This window comes from Tenacibaculum lutimaris, assembly GCF_003610735.1.
Taxonomy (GTDB): domain Bacteria; phylum Bacteroidota; class Bacteroidia; order Flavobacteriales; family Flavobacteriaceae; genus Polaribacter; species Polaribacter lutimaris.
Genome location: NZ_RAQM01000011.1, coordinates 132,405 through 152,580, shown reverse-complemented (window position 1 = coordinate 152,580; position 20,176 = coordinate 132,405). Strand labels below are relative to the sequence as shown.

At 36.4% G+C, this 20,176-nt stretch carries 17 protein-coding genes; 15 read left to right on the top strand and 2 right to left on the bottom strand.

Annotation, left to right across the window (positions count from 1 at the left end; genetic code table 11):
* Nucleotides 1–161 precede the first annotated feature (161 nt).
* From C8N26_RS12145 to C8N26_RS12075, 15 genes are all read left to right on the top strand, one after another.
* Nucleotides 162–455: a helix-turn-helix domain-containing protein gene (locus tag C8N26_RS12145; RefSeq protein ID WP_113966042.1), complete on the top strand. Its 294-nt coding sequence runs from the start codon at nt 162–164 to the stop codon at nt 453–455.
* Between the two features lie 20 nt (nt 456–475).
* Nucleotides 476–2,539: a Piwi domain-containing protein gene (locus C8N26_RS12140; protein ID WP_120187513.1), complete on the top strand. Its 2,064-nt coding sequence runs from the start codon at nt 476–478 to the stop codon at nt 2,537–2,539.
* A 58-nt stretch (nt 2,540–2,597) separates the two neighbouring features.
* Nucleotides 2,598–2,909, top strand: coding sequence for a DUF6660 family protein (locus tag C8N26_RS12135; protein ID WP_120187512.1), 312 nt, complete (start codon nt 2,598–2,600; stop codon nt 2,907–2,909).
* A gap of 117 nt (nt 2,910–3,026) precedes the next feature.
* Nucleotides 3,027–7,442, top strand: a complete 4,416-nt coding sequence (locus C8N26_RS12130; protein WP_120187511.1) for a CusA/CzcA family heavy metal efflux RND transporter — start codon at nt 3,027–3,029, stop codon at nt 7,440–7,442.
* A 17-nt stretch (nt 7,443–7,459) separates the two neighbouring features.
* The gene (locus tag C8N26_RS12125) at nt 7,460–8,716 is read left to right on the top strand and encodes an efflux RND transporter periplasmic adaptor subunit (RefSeq protein ID WP_120187510.1); all 1,257 of its coding nucleotides are present in this window, start codon (nt 7,460–7,462) and stop codon (nt 8,714–8,716) included.
* 115 nt (nt 8,717–8,831) lie between these two features.
* Nucleotides 8,832–9,170, top strand: coding sequence for a P-II family nitrogen regulator (locus C8N26_RS12120; protein ID WP_120187509.1), 339 nt, complete (start codon nt 8,832–8,834; stop codon nt 9,168–9,170).
* A gap of 15 nt (nt 9,171–9,185) precedes the next feature.
* Nucleotides 9,186–9,608 (top strand): Fur family transcriptional regulator, encoded by a 423-nt coding sequence (locus tag C8N26_RS12115; protein ID WP_120187508.1) that lies wholly within the window; start codon nt 9,186–9,188, stop codon nt 9,606–9,608.
* Between the two features lie 44 nt (nt 9,609–9,652).
* Nucleotides 9,653–10,015, top strand: a complete 363-nt coding sequence (locus tag C8N26_RS12110) for a SpoIIAA family protein (protein WP_027126745.1) — start codon at nt 9,653–9,655, stop codon at nt 10,013–10,015.
* A complete protein-coding gene (locus C8N26_RS12105; protein WP_120187507.1) occupies nt 10,012–12,540 on the top strand; it encodes a heavy metal translocating P-type ATPase in 2,529 nt (842 codons plus the stop codon). Before C8N26_RS12110 ends, C8N26_RS12105 begins: the two co-directional genes overlap by 4 nt.
* A 50-nt stretch (nt 12,541–12,590) precedes the next feature.
* On the top strand, nt 12,591–13,031 hold the full coding sequence (locus tag C8N26_RS12100; RefSeq protein ID WP_120187506.1) for a Fur family transcriptional regulator: 441 nt from the start codon (nt 12,591–12,593) through the stop codon (nt 13,029–13,031).
* Between the two features lie 27 nt (nt 13,032–13,058).
* On the top strand, nt 13,059–13,850 hold the full coding sequence (locus C8N26_RS12095) for a cation transporter (protein ID WP_181898143.1): 792 nt from the start codon (nt 13,059–13,061) through the stop codon (nt 13,848–13,850).
* Nucleotides 13,851–13,883: 33 nt separating this feature from the next.
* Nucleotides 13,884–15,833, top strand: a complete 1,950-nt coding sequence (locus C8N26_RS12090) for a heavy metal translocating P-type ATPase (protein ID WP_120187505.1) — start codon at nt 13,884–13,886, stop codon at nt 15,831–15,833.
* A gap of 840 nt (nt 15,834–16,673) precedes the next feature.
* Nucleotides 16,674–16,898 (top strand): helix-turn-helix domain-containing protein, encoded by a 225-nt coding sequence (locus tag C8N26_RS12085; RefSeq protein ID WP_120187504.1) that lies wholly within the window; start codon nt 16,674–16,676, stop codon nt 16,896–16,898.
* A 231-nt stretch (nt 16,899–17,129) separates the two neighbouring features.
* Nucleotides 17,130–17,603 carry a DUF6943 family protein gene (locus tag C8N26_RS12080; protein ID WP_120187503.1) on the top strand — a complete coding sequence of 158 codons (474 nt, stop codon included), beginning with the start codon at nt 17,130–17,132 and terminating at the stop codon, nt 17,601–17,603.
* Between the two features lie 88 nt (nt 17,604–17,691).
* Nucleotides 17,692–18,333 (top strand): DUF6266 family protein, encoded by a 642-nt coding sequence (locus C8N26_RS12075; RefSeq protein WP_120187502.1) that lies wholly within the window; start codon nt 17,692–17,694, stop codon nt 18,331–18,333.
* A 226-nt stretch (nt 18,334–18,559) separates the two neighbouring features.
* Here C8N26_RS12075 and C8N26_RS12070 read toward each other — a convergent pair whose 3' ends face one another.
* Both C8N26_RS12070 and C8N26_RS12065 read right to left on the bottom strand, forming a co-directional pair.
* Entirely contained in the window at nt 18,560–19,153 is a 594-nt protein-coding gene (locus C8N26_RS12070) for a hypothetical protein (RefSeq protein ID WP_120187501.1), read from the bottom strand.
* 250 nt (nt 19,154–19,403) lie between these two features.
* Nucleotides 19,404–20,174, bottom strand: a complete 771-nt coding sequence (locus C8N26_RS12065; protein WP_120187500.1) for a zinc ribbon domain-containing protein — start codon at nt 20,172–20,174, stop codon at nt 19,404–19,406.
* Nucleotides 20,175–20,176: the final 2 nt, after the last annotated feature.

Here is a 20,176-nt window from a genome sequence, read left to right as displayed (position 1 = left end):
GTTTTGAGGATTTTAAGGAAACAAGGATTTATAAAAATTCTTTATATCCTTAAATCCTTAACTTCCTCATTTCCTGTTTATAATTGTTAATATCTTTTTGTTAGTTCTTATTTTCTTTTTCTTACATTAGACAAATATTGACAAGTCAAAATATCCCCAAAATGACATTTGGCGAATACATCAGAGAAATACGAGAAGAAAAGCAATTATTATTAAGAGAAGTTGCTTCTCAAATGAATATTGATACGGCACTTTTAAGTAAAATTGAACGTGGTACTCGTATGGCTCGTAAAGAACAAGCTGAAGCATTAGCCAAAGTATTAAAACAAAATAAAAATGAATTGCTTCAATTCTGGATGGCAGATAAAATTGTCTTTATGTTAAAAGATGAAAAGAACAGTACGGAAATCCTCAAAATTGTAGAACAAAAAATTAATAGATTGAGCAAGAAGTAGAATTAATAAACCCAAGTATTATGAGTCAGGAACTTTATTTCAATATCATAACGTTTGATTTACCAGACAAACCAATAACTTTTTATTTAAGTAAAGAGAAAATTGGTAATGCTCAAAAGTTGTATAAAACAAAGTTTCCAACCAATATAGAAGATTTGTTTCCTGGTATAAAAGAAGAAAATCCTGATTTTATCTACACATCATTTATTTATGAAAAGGAAGGATATTTGCCTTTAAAACTCAATCTAAAAGAACAACCAACCGACTTAATAAAGCATTACTATAATTGGCGAATCAAAAAATTCTTTAAAAGCATAAAAAAACTTGTTGGTCAAAACTTTGTGAATGATAATCAAATTTGGATAGGTAATAGATCATATCAAAATAAAAGTTTTGCACAGTATTATAAGTTTACTGTCAAAGTACAAATTAAAGAAGTTAGTGAATATGGTGAGTTAGTTATTTCTTATGATGGTATGGCTAAAGTGTTTAAAAAACCTATTTCTGAAATTATAAAACATACCTCAACAACAAATCTTAATAAAGTTGTATATAAAATGAGGTTATTAAAATATCATAAGGAAAAGGAATTTATTGATGATAACACAATGGCTTATGCCATTTTGAATAACGATTTACGAACAGCTTTTAATATTCAACCAGAACCAAAAGATGATTCCAATAAATATATAAGTTATAAACACAAAATCGATAAGTTTATTCAACATTTCATTTTAAGTGAAGAATTTAAAAAAGTTATACCTGTTAATAATGACGATTACTTACCTGTAGAAATAAATCGAATTGGTGAAGTTGCTGATGAAAGCAATGATTTAGTGTTTCAAAATGGTGTTGGTAGAAATCCCAAAATTGATTTTAAGAATTTAAAGCCTTTAAATCCTTGTCAGTTAGATAATGTGCATTTCTTCTTTATATATCATACAAGTTATGCTAAAGAAGTAGAAGCATTGCAAAAATTATTGGAAGATGGTACAAGTTGGTATAAAGGTTTAAATATTTATGCAGGTGTTTTAGCACATTTCGATAATAATGTCAATATAATATTTGATGATTTAGAAAATCCATTACCTCAAATTTCACAAGGTATAAAAGACTTTAAATCAGACCCTAACATTAATTATGTTGCTATTTATTTAAGTCCTTTTAACAAGCACGAACCCAATCTTGAAAAAAAGTTAGTGTATTACAAGGTTAAAGAGCAGCTTTTATATAAAAGAATTATATCTCAAGTAATAGAGTTTGATAGATTTAGAAGAAATCAACATAAGTTTATATACGATTTAACCAATATATCATTAGCCTTATTAGCAAAATTAGATGGTACACCTTGGCAACTAAATGTCAAACCTAAAAATGAATTAGTTATAGGTGTGGGTGCATTTAAAAATACCGAAGAAAACATTCGATATGTAGCGAGTGCATTTAGTTTTAAAAATAATGGAAGATTTAATGAATTTCATTATTTCAGTAAATCTGATGTTAAACAGTTAGGGGGTGCATTAAGTGATGCTATCTATCAATACGTACCAACAAACCAAATACCTGAAAAAATAGTGATTCACTTTTATAAGGATATGAAGGATGAAGAAATACAACCTGTTTTAGAAATGATGGATAAACTTCAATTGCCTTGTCCTCTTTTTGTTCTTAATATTAATAAAACAAAATCACAAGATATTATTGCTTTTGACCAAAATTGGAATGGTGAGTTAATTCCAATGAGTGGCACATATATAAATATTGGCCCTAAAGGAGAATATAAATATTTACTCTTTAATAATTTGAGGTATAACAATACTGTAAAATACCCAAGTCATTCAAGTTATTCATTTCCAATAAAACTTAAAATATCAAGTCCTACACCAGAGGCTTTAAATGATAGTAAAATGATTAGAAAGCTAATAGAGCAAGTGTATCAATTTAGTAGGCTATATTGGAAATCCTTACGTCAACAAAACGTACCAATAACAATTAAATATCCTGAAATGGTTGCAGAAATAGCACCTCGTTTTGAAAGCAAGGAAATACCACCTTTTGGTCAAGAAACCTTATGGTTTTTATAATCCGAAGCCTTTTTTCTTTGCACAACCATTGCATTAAAAAATTCTTATATTTGCCTTAATGAAATTTTTAGCATTCATATTGTCAATCTATATCTTCACACTAAATTTAGTGCCTTGTGAAGATACAGGTACTTTTGACAATGAAGTTAAAACAGAAATTTCTCAAGATTTAGGTGATAACCACCAACATCAAGATGCAGATTTATGTTCCCCATTTTGTATTTGCCAATGTTGCCATATAAACGCAACTTATTTCAAATTCGCAGAAATAAAATTTGAGTTTAAATACATTTCTTCTCAAGATTTTCTCTACTTAAACGGTATAAAAAAAGATTTTACCACTTCCATTTTACAGCCACCACAGGCATAATTCAGTTTTTTAAAGGATAGCTATATCCTTACGCAATGCTTTTTAACAAAAGCATTGCTTCGCTTTTATTTTGCGCGAAGCGCAAAATGATATGTTTAACTGAATTAAAATTTTTCTATGATTAACAAAATCATTTCATTTTCCATTAATAACAAGTTTATTATTGGGCTCTTTATAGTGGCACTTGTAGGTACGGGCATTTGGTCTATGGCCACTATAAATCTGGGTTCTGTACCCGATATTACCAACAACCAAGTACAGGTTATTACAGTTGCCCCAAATTTAGGTACTGAAGATATTGAGCAGTTTGTAACCTATCCGGTAGAATTGGCAATGGCAAATCTTCCTGATGTTATCGAACTGCGTTCGGTGTCTCGTTTTGGGTTGTCTGTAGTTACCATTGTTTTTAAGGACGAGGCAGGCACTTATCTTCCCCGGCAATTGGTGCAAGAGAAATTAACCGAAGTTGCTGGAGAAATTCCTGAAGGCTTTGGTACGCCATTTATGGCACCAATAACTACAGGTCTGGGCGAAATTTACCAATACACCCTAAAACTAAAAGAGGGCTACGAAGATAAATACGATGCAATGGAGCTTCGTACTATTCAAGATTGGATTGTAAAACGCCAAATGGCATTAGTTCCAGGAGTGGTCGAGGTCAATGCTTTTGGAGGGTATGTGAAACAATATGAAGTGGCCATAAATCCTGATAAATTAAAAAGTTTTGGCATTACAATGAATCAGGTTTTTGAAGCCCTGAAAGTGAACAATGCCAATACAGGTGGTGCTTATATCGAGAAAAACCACCAAGCAAATTTCATTCGCGGAGAAGGTTTGGCGCGTAGCATTGAAGATTTGGAAAACACCGTTGTAACCACACAAAACGGAAGCCCTGTTTTAGTGCGGGATGTCGCTGAAAAAGTGGGCTATGGGAATCAGGTGCGATATGGTGCGTTTACCCAAGATGGCCACGAATCTGTTGGTGGACAAATACTGATGCTGAAAGGCGAAAGTCCAAGTAACGTTATAGAAAATGTTGAAAAGCGCATTGTAGAAATCCAAAAATCCTTACCGGAAGGCGTTTATATTGATGCTTTTTTAAGTCGAAGTGAACTTATTGAGGCAACCACAAGTACCGTTAAAACAAATCTAATAGAAGGTGCCCTTATTGTCATATTTGTTTTGGTCTTGCTTTTAGGAAGCTTCCGTGGTGGCTTGATAGCAGCGTCGGTAATCCCTTTATGCCTATTATTTGCATTTATTTTGATGAAACAATTTGGCATTTGGGCAAATTTAATGTCCTTGGGTGCGATCGATTTTGGGATTATTGTAGATGGTGCGGTGATTATCGTGGAAGGAGCGGTTTTCCACATTCATCAACGGATGAAAAAATCCACAACCGCCATTAACCAAGCTGAAATGGATGAAATCGCCTATGACTCTTCAAGTAAAATGATGAATTCTGCCTTCTTCGGTCAACTAATTGTTCTTATAGTTTTTACACCTATTCTGTTTTTGACCGGTGTGGAAGGGAAAATGTTTCGACCAATGGCATTTACATTTGGTTTTGCCGTTTTAGGGGCAATTATTCTTTGCCTTACCTACGTACCAATGATGTCATCATTATTTTTAAAACCTGCTAAAAATCAAAATAGTTGGTTTGCCAAATTTGAAAACAAGATTGATAGGTTCAGTGATAAAATTATGGGGGTTCTGAATCGTATCTATCTGCCTATATTAAATTTTGCACTTCGCTTTAGGGCTGGTGTGGTTATAGGAGCGGTTTCATTGCTATTAATTGCAGGATTTGTATTTAGCAATATGGGAGCAGAATTTGTCCCGAAATTTGATGAAGGCGATATTGCCTTTCAAGCCTTGATAAAACCAGGGAGCAGTCTTACAGAATCTATTGAGGCTTCAAAAAAACTTCAGAATTTAATCAATGAATTTCCAGAAGTAAAAACGGTAGTTTCAAGGATTGGTGTGGCCGAAATACCAACAGACCCAATGCCTATGGATATTGCGGATAGTTATATTATTCTTGAAAAGGACAAGAGTAAATGGACATCCGCAGATAGTAAAGAAGAACTCATAGAAAAGATTCAAGAAAAAATTTCAGTAGTTCCCGGCGTAAATTTTGTGTTTACACAACCTGTTGAACTTCGATTTAATGAATTGCTGACTGGCGTTCGTGAGGACGTAGCCATCAAATTATATGGAGAAGATTTAAACGTGTTGGCAGATAAGGTTCAGGAAATTGCTGCGGTCATACGGAAAGTTCCGGGTGCTGCAGACCTTAACGTAGAGGCTACAAGTGGTTTGCCCCAAATGACCGTGGTGTATAACCGCGCAAAAATGGCTCAATACGGAGTAACCGTTGACAAGCTGAATGATTATGTAAGTGCTTCATTTTCTGGAGAACAGGCAGGAGTCATTTTTGAAGGGGAAAAACGATTCGATGTGGTCATTCGTTTGGCAGAGGAATATCGACAAGATATCAACAGCTTAAAAGATCTTTATATCGATTTGCCAAACGGTGCACAAGTACCATTAAAGGAGGTTGCAGATATCAGCTATAAGCCAGGTCCGATGCAGATTTCAAGGGACAATACCTCCCGTCGTATTTCGGTAGGGGTCAATGTTCGTGGGCGCGATGTAAAATCGATGGTCGAGGAAATTCAACAAAAATTGGAAACGGACGTGAAACTGCCACCAGGTTATTTTGTAACCTACGGAGGTTCTTTCGAAAACCTTCAACGTGCTTCAGACCGATTGATGATTGTAGTTCCAATCGTTCTATTAACAATATTTGTTCTGCTTTACTTTGCTTTAAATTCAGTTACACAGGCCTTGATGATCTATATGGCAGTGCCTTTGGCGACCATTGGTGGTGTTTTCGTTTTGTTGATTCGTGGAATGCCTTTCAGTATTTCTGCCGGAGTCGGGTTTATCGTGCTCTTCGGAGTTGCCGTATTAAACGGACTCATACTCATAAACAAATTCAATGAATTAAAAGACAGTGGAATGACAGATTTAAAAAAACGTATATACGAAGCAACGCACGAACGTTTACGTCCAATTTTATTAACAGCCATTACAACAATTATGGGTTTTATCCCAATGGCGATTTCTACCTCTGGTGGTGCAGAAGTACAGCGACCTTTGGCGACAGTAGTCATTGGAGGAATGCTTACGGCAACATTTCTGACCTTGGTGGTTATTCCTATTCTTTATTATTGGCTGGAATCCCGAAAAGAAAAGAAGGACAATGGTGGAGATGTAAGTTATATTAAAAAATCAACCAATATTGTAACCGTATTATTGATGGTTGGAGGTTTGATGGCTTCTGGTACTTCATTTGCCCAAGACACCAATCAAGATGGTACAATCCCAAAGACCTTGACCATTGATGAGGCTATTGCTATGGCTAAACAGAATTATCCATCACTTAAAGAGAGCCAAGCATTTATTGAACGGGAAAAGGCACTAAAGGGAACGAGTTTTGACCTTGGTAGCACTCAAGTTTTCACGGGCAAAGAAGAATATGGAAATAATCTTCCTGGAGTGCAGACAACCGTTGGTGTGCAACAGGGCAACATTGATTTGCTTTCCGGTTTTTCAAAATCGAAGTTTTACAAAGAGCGTATTGCCTTGGGAGAAAAGTTTTATGTGGCCAGTGAACAACAATTGGTGCGTAATGTGATGCAAGCGTATGACCAAATAAATTATTATAAGGCGCAGTTGCGCTTTGCAGACCAACTGGACAGTATTTATGCCAATTTTAAGACCGCTGCCCAACTTCGGTATGATACGGGAGAAACAGGCAAATTGGAATTTATTTCAGCATCTTCGGAATATCAGCAAATACAAGTATTAAAACAACAAGCCTATGATGATATTGAAATTGCCAAACGTGCTTTAAAACAGTATTTGGGAACGGATGAAAGCATTGAAACGGTGAACGATTTTTACGAGCCATTGGATTTTATGGCAAATTTGGATTCTACCTCGGTAGCAAACAACCCAATATTGCAATATGCGTTGCAGAACGCCGAAGTAAGTAAAGCAAATGTGGGTGTTGAAAAATCGCAACTCCTACCGAAATTCAGTTTATCGTTTGGAAGGCAAGTAGTGGATGATGTTTCTGGATTCAATACCTATCAGGCAGGTATTAGTATTCCGTTATGGTTTTTTCCGCAGAAATCGAGGATAAAGGCAGCCAAGGCAGATGCAATGGTCGCAGAAAATCAATATTTGGAGCAAAAGGCAACCACCGAAAGTAGGGTGTCGCAATTGTTCAAATCCCTTGAAAAAACGCGGAAAATATTGCAGTATTATGAAGAAGGCGCATTGCTTTTGGCGGAAGAACAAATAACCACCGCAGAATTGGCATCCAAGGAAGGCGAAATAGATTATGTCAACTATATAACCATCCTTAACAGTGCCATCAGGATAAAGCAAACACATTTGGAATACATCAATCAATACAACCAACAATCTATTGAGGTACAATATCAGTTGGGTAATCTATAATATAATAAAGAAGAAAAATGAAGAATATACTATTAGTAAGTACCGTATTATTTACGCTTATGTTTATGAGTTGTAACGATGGCCAAAAATCTGAACTTGGGCATAACGAAGCTGAAGGCGTATCAAAAACCAATGAAGCTGGAGAAGATGCACACGGCGAGGAAGGCCACAGTGAAGGAGAAGAAGAAGGTCACAGCGAGGAAGAAGGCGTTGTGGAACTCACAAAGCAACAGGCCGAAACCATAGGTTTGGAAATGAAACTTTTGGAGGAACGCAATTTAGGGAACAACATTAAGGTAACAGGAACGCTGGAACTTTTCCCACAGGACAAGGCGAACATAAGTCCTTTTGTTGGTGGAAATGTGAGTTCCATAAAAGTAATACCCGGAGATAACGTAAGCAAAGGACAGGTGTTGGCATATATAGAACACCCTGATATCATTGCAATGCAACAAGATTATCAGGAAAAAAATGATGAATTGGTCTTTTTGAAACAGGATTTTGAGCGCAAGCAGACTCTTTATGATAAAGGTGTTTCTTCTGGCAAGGAATTTCAAATGGCACAGTCAAAATTTCGTTCTACAACATCCAGCGTCAATGGTTTGCGGTCCCAATTGAGACTGTTGAGCATTAACCCGGACAAAGTGGCGGAAGGACAGATATATTCCGCTGTTCCCATTACCTCGCCTATAAGTGGGTATGTGGATGAAGTAATGATTAGCCTTGGCGATTACGTGGCACAACAATCCAAAATGTTCTCAATAAGCGATAATTCAAAGATTTATGTCAACTTCAAAGTATATGAGAAGGACATAAAGCAAATCAAGCAAGGGCAACAGATATATTTTTCCACGGCCTCTCGTCCAGATGAACTGCTTAAAGCAACCGTTCGGTCTGTTGGTAAAACCTTCAATACAGACCCAAAAGCTTTGGAAGTTCTGGCAGATATTGAAAACAAGGATAAAAACCTATTGCCGGGTATGTATGTGGAAGGGCGAATAGTGCAAGGCGAGAAAAAGGGTTTTGCCGTACCGGAAGCTGCCATTATAAAAGAAGGCGAGCAATCCTTTATTTTTATTTTGGATGAAGATGAAGCAATGGAAGCGAACAAAATGAAATTTAAAATGGTACCCGTAACGGTTGGACTAACTGATTTGGGCTTTGTTGAAGTCAATCTTCCTGCCGAAGTTTCAACGGATGCCAAAGTGGTCATCAAAGGAGCTTATAACCTGTCTTCTGAAATGGTTAAAGGCGAACTGGAACACGACCATTAATTCAAGAAAAACCAAAGGTTTTGATTCCGAGTTTGTTTATCGTCTTAATTAGTTTGTTAAAAATTAGAAAACAGGCTCGGTTCAAAATCGATTAAAAATTTAAAAAATTCATAATATGAAGGAAATAAAAGCATTTATAAAACCGAACCGAATCCAAAGAGTCATTGAAGCACTATCTGATAATGGGTTCAAAAGTATGACCCTTTCACAAGCTGAAGGCACTGGTGCATTCAAATCAAAAGGTGCAAGACCGTCGCTGGATTTTCACGTTACAGACAGTCCAGTGGTTAAGCTGGAACTGGTCTGCCAAAATGAGGAAGCCCAAGCGGCCATTGAAACAATTATAGCCAACGCCAAAACCGACGGGCCTGGAGATGGTATTATATATATAGCAAATATTGAAGATGCCTTTCAGATTAAAACTGGAGATTCCTTAAAACGGTACGACCTATAAAACACTTTATCACAAATGGAAAAAATAGTCCAACTACTTGAAAGCAAAGGGATACGACCTACGGCTATGCGCCTTATGACTTATAAGCGTTTAGCAGAATTAGAGGTGGCCATCAGTCTTGGCGATTTGGAAAAGGATTTTAAGGTCAGTGAAAGAAGCACCCTATTTAGGACTATGAAAGCGTTTGAGGAAAAAGGTATTGTACATCAAATTGAGGATGGGACAGGTGTTATAAAATACGCCCTTTGCGAAGAAAATTGTGAGTGCGAGGTTGGCAACGACCTTCATATACACTTTCATTGCAACAATTGTAATGAAACTGTCTGTTTAACAGAGCATAAAATCCCTCATATCAACTTACCTGATGGCTACATTACCGAGGATATCAACTTGGTGGTAAAGGGCATTTGTGAAAAATGCAGCGACAATCTGGATTAAACGTTTGGTTTTTAAATTCAATTATCATTTATAAATAGTGAGCAATGATAACAATCTATAAAAAAGAGGCTACTGTATATATGGTGGCAGAGAATAAGCTGGATGCCAAGGATTATGAAAACTTGATACCGGTCTTAACAGAACATATAACTGCATATCAGGAAGTTTCCTGGTACATTGAAATGCAAAATTTTGAAGGCTGGACGGTAAGTGCCTATTGGAAGGGCATTGAATTAAATCTTCCGAATGAAACACATTTAAAGCGTGTTGCTTTAGTGGGTAGCGTTAAATGGCAGGAGCAATTTACCGAGGCATTGCTTCCTTTTTCAGAGGCACATATAAAATTTTATAAGCCAGAAGAAAAAGACGATGCCAAAGAATGGATTAAAAAAAATAGTAAAAAATGAAAAAACTACAAATAAAAATCCCGGTTATCCTACCGCAAGTTCCAAACGAAAAAGATAATTGTGTTGAAAGGCTTATTCAAGAACTACAGGCTAAAGAGGGTATTGAAAAAGTGCACGTTGCCGATACAAAAGAAGATGCCACGCCACAGCTCTGTTTTCATTATGACCCCGATATTATTTCCATAGACCGCATTCAATCTCTCGCAGAACGGACAGGTGCCGAGATTACCGAAAAATACGGGCATTTGCTCATTGAGGTTAAAGGAATCAGACATACAAGACAGGCACGTTCCATAGAGAAAAGCCTTTTGGCAATCAATGGGGTTTTGGAGGCTTCCGTTTCGGCCTCTGGAATGGTGCGCCTTGAGTTTGATAAAAAGCAAACAAATTTTGATGAAATAAGTAAACAGATTGAAAAGGAAGACCTTCAGGTTCAGCGGAGTTCTTCAAACGAAAATAATTACACCGAAGCATCCAAAAAAAAACAGGAACGTTCAAAGAAGGAAGATACTAAAGAGCAAACTTCCACAGAGGGCCACGAGCACAAGGAGGGCGAGACCCACGAGGAAGGAGAAGAGCACGCCCATGGTGGGGTTTTCGGTAAAAATACGGAGCTTATTTTTTCCATTATCTGTGGGGCACTTCTCGGGATAGGTTTCGGGCTTTCTTATGTGGAATCCATCCCGGATTGGGTCAGTCTTACTTTGTACATTGGCGCGTACTTTTTCGGTGGTTTCTTTACGGCCAAGGAAGCGGTTCAAACTGTGGCCAAGGGTGGTTTTGAAATTGATTTTTTAATGCTGGTCGCTGCCATTGGTGCCGCCATTCTGGGAGAATGGGCAGAAGGTGCACTGTTGTTGTTTTTATTTAGCCTTGGGCACGCCTTGGAACATTACGCAATGAACAAAGCAAGAAAAAGCATTGCTGCGCTTGCAGACCTTGCACCAAAAACAGCATTGCTTAAAAAAGATGGCAAGACCGAAGAAGTTGGAATTGAGCAATTGAGTATTGGCGATATTATAGTGGTCAAGCCCAATAGTAAAATATCCGCAGATGGCGTCGTGGTCAACGGAAAAAGCAGTGTAAACCAGGCCCCTATTACTGGGGAAAGTGTACCCGTGGATAAACTTCCCGTGGAAGATACAGGCAGGGACTATTCGGTAGACGATGATATTAAGGATGAAAATCGGGTATTTGCCGGAACTATCAACGGTAATAACACGCTGGAAATAAAGGTAATCAAAGAAGCCAAAGACTCTACCCTGTCACGACTGGTCAAATTGGTCAACGAGGCACAGACCCAGAAGTCCCCCACGCAACTGCTGACCGATAAGTTCGAAAAATACTTTGTGCCATCCGTACTGATACTGGTTGGTATCCTACTCTTTGCCTTTCTGGTCATTGACGAACCGTTTAGTGCCAGCTTTTATCGTGCAATGGCGGTATTGGTAGCTGCAAGTCCCTGTGCACTGGCCATTTCAACACCAAGTGCCGTATTGAGCGGTGTGGCAAGGGCAGCACGTGGCGGCGTGCTCATCAAAGGTGGGCGACCACTTGAGGATTTAGGGGTCATAACCGCTTTGGCTTTTGATAAAACAGGCACGCTTACCGAAGGCAAGCCCAAACTTACCGAAGTAGTACCATTGGGGGATATTGAAGAAAATGAACTGTTAAAGATAGCCGTTGCCGTTGAAAACTTGAGCGACCACCCTTTGGCCAAAGCCGTCGTAAGGGATGGGAAAGAGCGTCTGAAAGGTACTGATATTATCGATGCGTCAGATTTGGAAGCAGTTCTCGGAAAAGGTATCAAAGCTTCTTTGGGCAAGGATAAAATCTATATTGGAAACCTTGACTTGTACGAAGACCTCGATGAAGCAAAACCATCCGAAGATATATCGAATAAAGTAAAAGAACTTGAAGGTGGTGGAAATACTACGATGCTCATAAGAAGGAACAAAGAATATATAGGTATCATCGCCCTGATGGACACCCCACGGGAAGCGGCCAAGGAAACACTGAAAAAATTAAAGGAAATCGGTATCAAGCGGATGATAATGCTAACCGGGGATAATCAAAAGGTTGCCGATGCCGTTGCTAAAGAAATTGGGTTGACCGATGCCTGGGGAAGCCTGTTGCCAGAGGAAAAGGTAGATGCCATTAAAAAATTAAAAGAACAGGAATCCAAAGTCGCAATGGTAGGCGACGGTGTGAACGATGCCCCTGCAATGGCAAACAGCACAGTAGGTATCGCAATGGGTGCAGCGGGCAGTGATGTGGCCTTGGAAACTGCAGACATTGCCCTAATGGCCGATAAATTGGAAACCCTGCCCTTTGCCATAGGCTTGAGCAGGAAGGCAAAGGCAATTATCAAGCAAAACCTTTGGGTAAGCCTCGGTATTGTGGCATTGCTTATCCCATCGACCATTATGGGTTGGGCCAATATCGGTATTGCAGTGGTCATCCACGAAGGCTCAACATTACTTGTGGTTTTTAATGCGTTAAGGCTTTTGGCTTATAAGAAATAGCATCAAATATATGTTTTGAAAAAAGGGTTTGCTTTTGAATTAATATTGCAATGACTAAAACGGAAAAGATACTATTAAATCACGGTATTCGACCTACTCAAATGAGGTTGAAGATATACAAGTTCCTGAAAAGGAAGCAAAGTGCCGTGTCCTTTTCCGATTTGAAAAAGGCTTTTGTTCAAAAGAGCGAAACCAATAAAACAGCAAACAGAACGACATTTTATCGAAATCTCAAGATTTTCGAGGATAAAGGGCTGATTCATCAGATTAATGATGGGGTCGGAGTGGCAAAATATGCTATTTCTGATGAAAACGCCAAAAATAAATACGGTATAGATTTACATCTGCATTTTCATTGTACCGATTGCAGAAGAACAATCTGTTTACCGAATAAGATATCGAAAGAAAGCTTGCCAGACGATTATGAAGTGAGAAATGTGAACCTGATATTAAAGGGAATATGCGAAAAATGCAGCAGTAATTTACTTTAATAAACAAACGAACAAATTAGATTGATTTTGAAAAAAAGCACTTTTATAATAACTAAAATGGACTGCCCTTCAGAAGAGCAGATGATTCGGATGAAGTTAGAGTCTTATGCTCAAGTAAAACACTTGGATTTTGATATTCCAAACAGAAAATTGGAAGTATATCACGTGGACGACGTCAAGGCGATAAAAACGTCTATAGCCAGCTTAAAACTTGGGGATTCCTTAGAAGGAACCACAGAAGCCGAACCACCCGTAATGGAAGACCAATCCAAACAAAAAAGAATCCTATGGTGGGTCTTGGGCATCAACTTTGGCTTTTTCGTTATCGAAATGACCACCGGTTGGATTTCTTCTTCGATGGGTCTTGTGGCAGACTCATTAGATATGCTGGCAGATTCCATCGTATATGCATTAAGCCTATTTGCGGTAGGCGGTGCCATTTCAAGAAAAAAGAAGGTTGCGAAATACAGCGGATACTTTCAGATGGCATTGGCAACACTTGGGTTTGCAGAGGTCTTGAGAAGGTTTTTTAGCAATACCGAAACACCCTTGTTTCAATGGATGATTATCGTTTCAATTTTCGCATTGGCAGGTAATTTGATATCGCTCTGGCTCATCAACAAGGCAAAGAGTCAAGAGGCTCATATGCAGGCAAGTGCCATTTTTACATCCAATGATATTATTGTTAATGGTGGTGTTATAGTAGCTGGGGTGCTGGTTTATTTTCTGAATAGTAAATGGCCCGATTTAGTGATTGGCGGCATCGTTTTCACTTTTGTAATGCGCGGTGCATTGAGAATATTGAAATTATCGAAGTAGTTTTTAAAATGATATCAAACTTGATTTGAACATATGAAAAAGAAAAAAATAAACTTACGTGACTTAGAACCAAAAAAACAACAAGGCGAGCACAGTCACGACGATGGCCATAACCACGGTAATGGTAGTGCATTCAAAACCTATGTACCTGCAATCATAAGTTTTACAATGCTTATCATTGGTATAGGTTTAGATTATTTTGATGTTTCCTTCTTTAAGGATTGGATTCGTATTGCTTGGTATGGTATTGCATATCTTCCTGTAGGGTTTCCTGTTGTAAAAGAAGGATGGAAAAATCTTATAAAAGGCGATGTTTTTACCGAGTTCTTTTTAATGTCTATAGCAACTATTGGGGCATTTATAATAGGTGAATATCCCGAAGGCGTTGCGGTTATGCTATTTTATGCAGTAGGCGAATTATTTCAAAGTGCTGCTGTAAATCGTGCAAAAGGAAATATAAAAGCATTATTAGATGTTAGACCTAAAGAAGCCAATGTATTTCGTGAGGGAGATTATAAAAGTGTTTCGCCTGAAGTTGTCAATATTGGAGAGAAAATTCAAATTCGTGTAGGTGAAAAAATTCCATTGGATGGCATTTTATTATCCGAAAAAGCATCTTTAAATACAGCTGCGTTAACAGGAGAAAGCAAACCAGATTCCATTCAAAAAGAAGCAAAGGTTTACGCGGGTAGTATTAATTTGGAAAGCGTTATTGAAGTTGAGGTAACCAATAAGTTTGAAGACAGTTCTATTGCGAGAATATTAGACTTGGTTCAAAATGCAACAGCACATAAATCTAAAACAGAATTATTCATCAGACAGTTTGCTCGTATCTACACACCAATTGTAGTGTTTTTAGCTATTGGTGTTACTTTTATACCTTACTTTTTTGTAGATGATTATGTGTTTAGAGATTGGTTATACAGAGCATTAATTTTCTTGGTAATATCTTGTCCTTGTGCGTTAGTGATTTCAATTCCATTAGGATATTTCGGTGGATTGGGAGCAGCTTCAAAAAATGGAATCTTATTTAAAGGTGCTTCATTTTTAGATGCAATGACCAAGATAAATACTTTGGTAATGGACAAAACAGGAACCGTAACTAAAGGTGTTTTTAAAATCAAAGAAGTAAAAGCAATTGATTGGAAAGAAACCGAATTTATGCAATATTTAATGGCGATGGAAGAACAATCCACGCATCCAATTGCTAAAGCAATTTTAGAGTATAAATCAGAAGGAGAAGATTTTGAAGCTCAAGACGTTTCTGAAATTGCAGGTAAAGGATTAAAAGGAATTGTAAATAGTAAAACAGTTTTAGTAGGTAATAAAGCATTAATGATTGCTAATAATATAGAAGTCCCAGCGGAAACGGAAAATATTGTAGAATCTATTGTATTAGTTGCAATAGATAACAAGTTTGCTGGTTATGTGGTAATAGCAGACGAATTAAAAGAAGATGCCAAAGAAACAATTGTCAAATTACAAAAAGTTGGTATCAAAAATATTATGATGCTTTCCGGTGACAAAGATTCCATTACTCAACAAGTCGCTAAAGAGTTGAACATCGAAAATGCAAAAGGTGATTTACTTCCAGAAGATAAGTTAAACGAAGTTGAAATATTAAAAAATAATCCTGAAAATAAAGTAGCATTTATAGGGGATGGTATAAACGATGCGCCTGTTTTAGCAGCAAGTAACGTTGGAATTGCAATGGGTGGTTTGGGTAGTGATGTAGCTATTGAAACAGCAGACGTTATCATTCAAACCGACCAACCTTCAAAAGTAGTTAGAGCCATTAAAATAAGTCGTTCCACACGAAAAATCGTTTGGCAAAATATTATTTTGGCATTTGGTGTCAAAGTAATTGTACTGATTTTAGGAGCAGGTGGTTTAGCGACGATGTGGGAAGCAGTATTTGCAGATGTAGGAGTAGCATTATTAGCAATTTTAAATGCAGTTAGATTACAACGAATGAGTTGGTAATTGTCCCCACAACCCAAAACCCAGTTTTTTCGTACCTCAAAATCCTCTGTCTTTTGTTTTGTTCCGCTATCCACCGCACTTGTAGTTTTTGGTTGCCAACCCTCACACAGCACATTGCTTATTTTATTTGCTATTATATTTTAAAAGTAGTACAATAAAAAAGCAAAGAGCTGTTGCCATCCCTCACACCAAAAACTACCCAAAGCTATGTTTACATAACGGGTAGTTATAATAGCAGCCGCTACACCCACCGCATCACCAAAGCTGTAGTTATAACGCCATTATGTAAAATAGCCGCTTTTCCCACGCGCACACCCGAACTTTCAATAAAAATCCGAACTAAACTGAAACAATAGCCATATGAAAATTTAGCTTAAAATGATGCATATTCGTTACCTTATTCAAGCTGCACAAAACCATCGTTAAGTCCAAGTATTCCTTACCTCAAGTCTTTGTTTGTTTCATTTCGTTAACAAATATAAAAGACCACTTTTCCCCACCACCCAAGTCAGCGGTTTTAAAAAAATAGGTTCATAAAATGTAGTAATACGCCATAGCATATTGCTTTTTCTCGTACCTCAAAAAAACAAAAAGCTATTGCCTAAAAGTCCTGTATAAGTAGCTTGTTTAAATGCTGTTTTATCAAACAACTATTTAAAACGCTACCCATACAACCGCTTCATCCAATGCTCAAATTGGTGATAACCTATTTTTTTAAGAGTTTATGCCCCAAAAAGTGGAAATCAATTAACTAAAAAGAAAACAAGATGATTACAAAAACAATCCAAATCACAGAGGTTACAATAGATGAATTAGCAGATGCGGTAGCCAGATAAACTAATGTTTAAAATTGAAAACTACCTTAAAGAATTATCTAAAAAACAAAATGATGAAATCCTAACAAGACAAGAAGTAGCTGATTATTTAAGGATAAGTTTAGTAACAATACATTCCTGGAATAAACACGGCATTTTAAATCCAATTCGTATGGGCAACAGAATTTTTTACAAAAAACAAGACATATTAGATGTTTTAGAACAACAAAAAATAAATAAAAAAAGGTAGCAAATATATGTGGCTACCACAGCCAACGCGCAAGGCTATAAAGGTCACGCCCTACGGGTTTTGAAAAAAATCTCCACCCCAATATTATTAAAAAAAGAGGGTAGTATTTTTTCCAAAAACCTTGACAGCCTTATCCACGCCACAAGAACATACGGCTTTCTTTTTTTATTGTTTTTCTTTTAAAAAATTAATGGTGCGAAGCGTAGCGAAGCAATTTTAAATTGGATAGCTATGTCAACTTTTGAACTGAAAACACACCAAATCGGAAGAACCTACTCGCAACCTCATTTTTTTATTCTGAACAAAGGGCAAAACAGCGGAAAGCCTTTAATAAATCCCTGTCCTAATTGCTTTGTGGTAACTGCACCAACCGAAAAAGAAAAACATACCCTTTATCATTTATCGATGATGCTACAAATAGGCGGTTTCTATGCGTATTATTTAAAAGGCAGTGTTATTCCGTTCATTTCAATAGATGATTGTAGAAACACGCTTAAAGATGGCTACACTTCATTACTAAATGAATCTAAAGAGTTGCAGAAGCATATTAGTATTGTTTCAGCTATTAGCAGAAAAGAAGCAGAATTACAAAAAGTCATTTCAAAAATGGCAGATTTAAAGGTGTCATATATTCAAAGTTTATTTTCTAAAAAGCAAAATCGGGCAACAAAGGGCAACAAAAACCTAATCAATCGATTAGCATAGTATTTGCCATATATTACTTGTGTTGGTTAAAGACCGTACCAAGTCCGTACCAACTTCGAACAAGTATTAATTTTAAATTTTATATACAATGGGTGTTATTTCACAAGGAATCCTGGGCGGTGTATCAGGTAAAGTAGGAAATGTAGTTGGTGCTACTTGGAAAGGTATTGACTATTTGAGAATCAAACCTTCAAGTGTGGCAAATCCACGAACAGAAGGACAAGTTAACCAAAGAAACAAGTTTACTGTTACTTTGGAGTATCTTCAACCGAATTTAGGTTTTATCAAGAAAGGGTATAAATCTTATGCGGTGCAAAAAACAGAGTTTAATGCAGCAATGTCTTATGTATTGAATAATGCGATTACAGGAGCTGCACCAAACTTTACTGTTGATTATTCTTTAGCTTTATTAAGTAGAGGTAATCTATCAGGAGCATTGAACCCTGCAACAGATTTAGCAACTGCGGGACAAGTAGAATTTACTTGGGATGATAACTCTGCTGAAGGTAATGCAAATGCAACCGATAAAGCAATGATTTTAGTTTACAATCCAAGTAAAAAAGAATCAATGTATATTCTTGATGGTGCTGATAGAACTGTAGGATCTCAAATCATTACAATTCCAAGTACCTATGCAGGAGATACTGTTGAGCTTTTTATGGCATTTACTACAGCAGATGGTAGTATCGTGTCAAACAGCGTTTATTTAGGCTCTGGAACAGCTAATTAACGGTTGATGTTTAAATAATAAAACCGTTCTACACGAACGGTTTTATTTTTATCGTTTAATAAGTTCCTAATTTTATCTATTATTTCTTTCCTTTGGTTAGTTCTTATAATCAAATATTTGTTGCCTTATTGTTGCCTTTTTAACTTAAACCCCTTATAAATAAGGGTTTTTTAATTTCCGATGAGGAAATTCAGCCGCAATTAATTATACACTTTGTTGCCAGTAGTTATTTTTCAGTTATATAATTATTAAATTCATCTTTATTGATATTTACAATTATAGTCGGTTTTCCATACTTTAATTTTCCACTTTCAGTTACTGAGATTTCTTTTTCATTAGGTTTTCCCAGAAAGTATTGAATTGTTTTCTTTTCAAAATCATATTTAGACCAAGCGAATGTTCCCTTTATATTCTCGTTTTGATAATAATCAGTTTCAGGTTTGATATTAAATATTCCGTATTCTATGATTTTCTTAAAATGACCATTTCTTGGGTTCGGTTTCCACCATTGCGTCTCAAATTGCCCAGAATAATGGTTGTCAATTTTCCAATTAGAAGCGACAGTTGGGATTCCAAGTTTTTCTCGTTCTGAGTTGAATTCAATTCCATGATCTTTGTTAAATGGAATTATAAATTCGGAAGCCATTTTTAAACCTCCGATTATAACAAGTAGAATAATGCCATTAATTAGTCCTTTTCCAACTGTTTTTATTGAGTTTTTAAATTCAATTTTATTCTGTTTATAATCTTTGTAATAGGCAAATAATATTCCAAGGGGAACAATTATAAATCCGATTATTATGTAAATTCCGTAGTTCATTTTTAATTACTGGCAACTCGTTATATGCCAAAATTTAGTTGTTTTATCCGGAGAACACAGTATGGGATATATAAAGTTTTAGCAATTTTGTTCTTTTTTTATTTAGCAGCCTAAATATAGTAAAAAAAAGGAACTTACAGGTTTAGGCTAATAAATTACTAGGTAAAAAGTTAATGTAGCATACTTGTACTATAATAAATAAAAAAGCCCTCTTAAAAAGAGGGCTTAAAAATATATTGTAGAAAAAATATTAAGCGAATAAACTATCAATTTTTTCTTTTTCTTCTTGTGCTAAAGCAGCATCAACTAAGATACGTCCACTGTGCTCGTCAATGGTAATTTTCTTACGGTTAGCAATTTCTAACTGCACCTGTGGTGGAATTGTAAAGAAAGAACCTCCAGCAGCACCACGCTCAATAGCTACAACAGCCAATCCGTTACGTACTTTGGTTCTAATTCTTTTATAAGCAGATAATAAGTGATCGTCGATAGACTGAGAAAACTCTTCTGATTTTTCCTTTAATAACTGCTCTTCTTTTTCAGTTTCTTTTAAGATAGCATCTAATTCACCTTTTTTGTGAGTTAAATGGTTTTCTTGTTGTGTTAATTTCTCTTTAGTATTCTCGATAACCTCGTTCTTTTGAACGATTTTAGCTTTGAATTCTTTAATTCTTTTTTCTGATAATTGAATTTCTAATTCTTGATATTCAATTTCTTTAGTTAAAGAATCAAACTCACGGTTATTACGAACGTTCTTTTGTTGTTCTTCGTACTTCTTAATTAATGTTTTAGATTCGTCAATAGCTAATTTTTTATTGCTAATATCGGTTTCTAAATTTTTAACATCCTCAGCTAAATTAGAAAGTCTCTTGTTTAATCCGGCAACTTCATCTTCTAAATCTTCAACTTCTAAAGGTAATTCACCGCGAACGTTTCTAATTTCGTCAATTCTAGAATCGATTAACTGTAAATCATATAACGCTCTTAATTTTTCTTCTACCGTTACTTCTTTTTTTGCCATCT

What these genes read in the sequence shown, in the direction of transcription:
- C8N26_RS12145 (WP_113966042.1), top strand. Translation starts at nt 162, where the DNA reads ATGACATTTGGCGAATACATCAGAGAAATACGAGAAGAAAAGCAATTA.
- C8N26_RS12140 (WP_120187513.1), top strand. Translation starts at nt 476, where the DNA reads ATGAGTCAGGAACTTTATTTCAATATCATAACGTTTGATTTACCAGAC.
- C8N26_RS12135 (WP_120187512.1), top strand. Translation starts at nt 2,598, where the DNA reads ATGAAATTTTTAGCATTCATATTGTCAATCTATATCTTCACACTAAAT.
- C8N26_RS12130 (WP_120187511.1), top strand. Translation starts at nt 3,027, where the DNA reads ATGATTAACAAAATCATTTCATTTTCCATTAATAACAAGTTTATTATT.
- C8N26_RS12125 (WP_120187510.1), top strand. Translation starts at nt 7,460, where the DNA reads ATGAAGAATATACTATTAGTAAGTACCGTATTATTTACGCTTATGTTT.
- C8N26_RS12120 (WP_120187509.1), top strand. Translation starts at nt 8,832, where the DNA reads ATGAAGGAAATAAAAGCATTTATAAAACCGAACCGAATCCAAAGAGTC.
- C8N26_RS12115 (WP_120187508.1), top strand. Translation starts at nt 9,186, where the DNA reads ATGGAAAAAATAGTCCAACTACTTGAAAGCAAAGGGATACGACCTACG.
- C8N26_RS12110 (WP_027126745.1), top strand. Translation starts at nt 9,653, where the DNA reads ATGATAACAATCTATAAAAAAGAGGCTACTGTATATATGGTGGCAGAG.
- C8N26_RS12105 (WP_120187507.1), top strand. Translation starts at nt 10,012, where the DNA reads ATGAAAAAACTACAAATAAAAATCCCGGTTATCCTACCGCAAGTTCCA.
- C8N26_RS12100 (WP_120187506.1), top strand. Translation starts at nt 12,591, where the DNA reads ATGACTAAAACGGAAAAGATACTATTAAATCACGGTATTCGACCTACT.
- C8N26_RS12090 (WP_120187505.1), top strand. Translation starts at nt 13,884, where the DNA reads ATGAAAAAGAAAAAAATAAACTTACGTGACTTAGAACCAAAAAAACAA.
- C8N26_RS12085 (WP_120187504.1), top strand. Translation starts at nt 16,674, where the DNA reads ATGTTTAAAATTGAAAACTACCTTAAAGAATTATCTAAAAAACAAAAT.
- C8N26_RS12080 (WP_120187503.1), top strand. Translation starts at nt 17,130, where the DNA reads ATGTCAACTTTTGAACTGAAAACACACCAAATCGGAAGAACCTACTCG.
- C8N26_RS12075 (WP_120187502.1), top strand. Translation starts at nt 17,692, where the DNA reads ATGGGTGTTATTTCACAAGGAATCCTGGGCGGTGTATCAGGTAAAGTA.
- C8N26_RS12070 (WP_120187501.1), bottom strand. Translation starts at nt 19,153, where the DNA reads ATGAACTACGGAATTTACATAATAATCGGATTTATAATTGTTCCCCTT.
- C8N26_RS12065 (WP_120187500.1), bottom strand. Translation starts at nt 20,174, where the DNA reads ATGGCAAAAAAAGAAGTAACGGTAGAAGAAAAATTAAGAGCGTTATAT.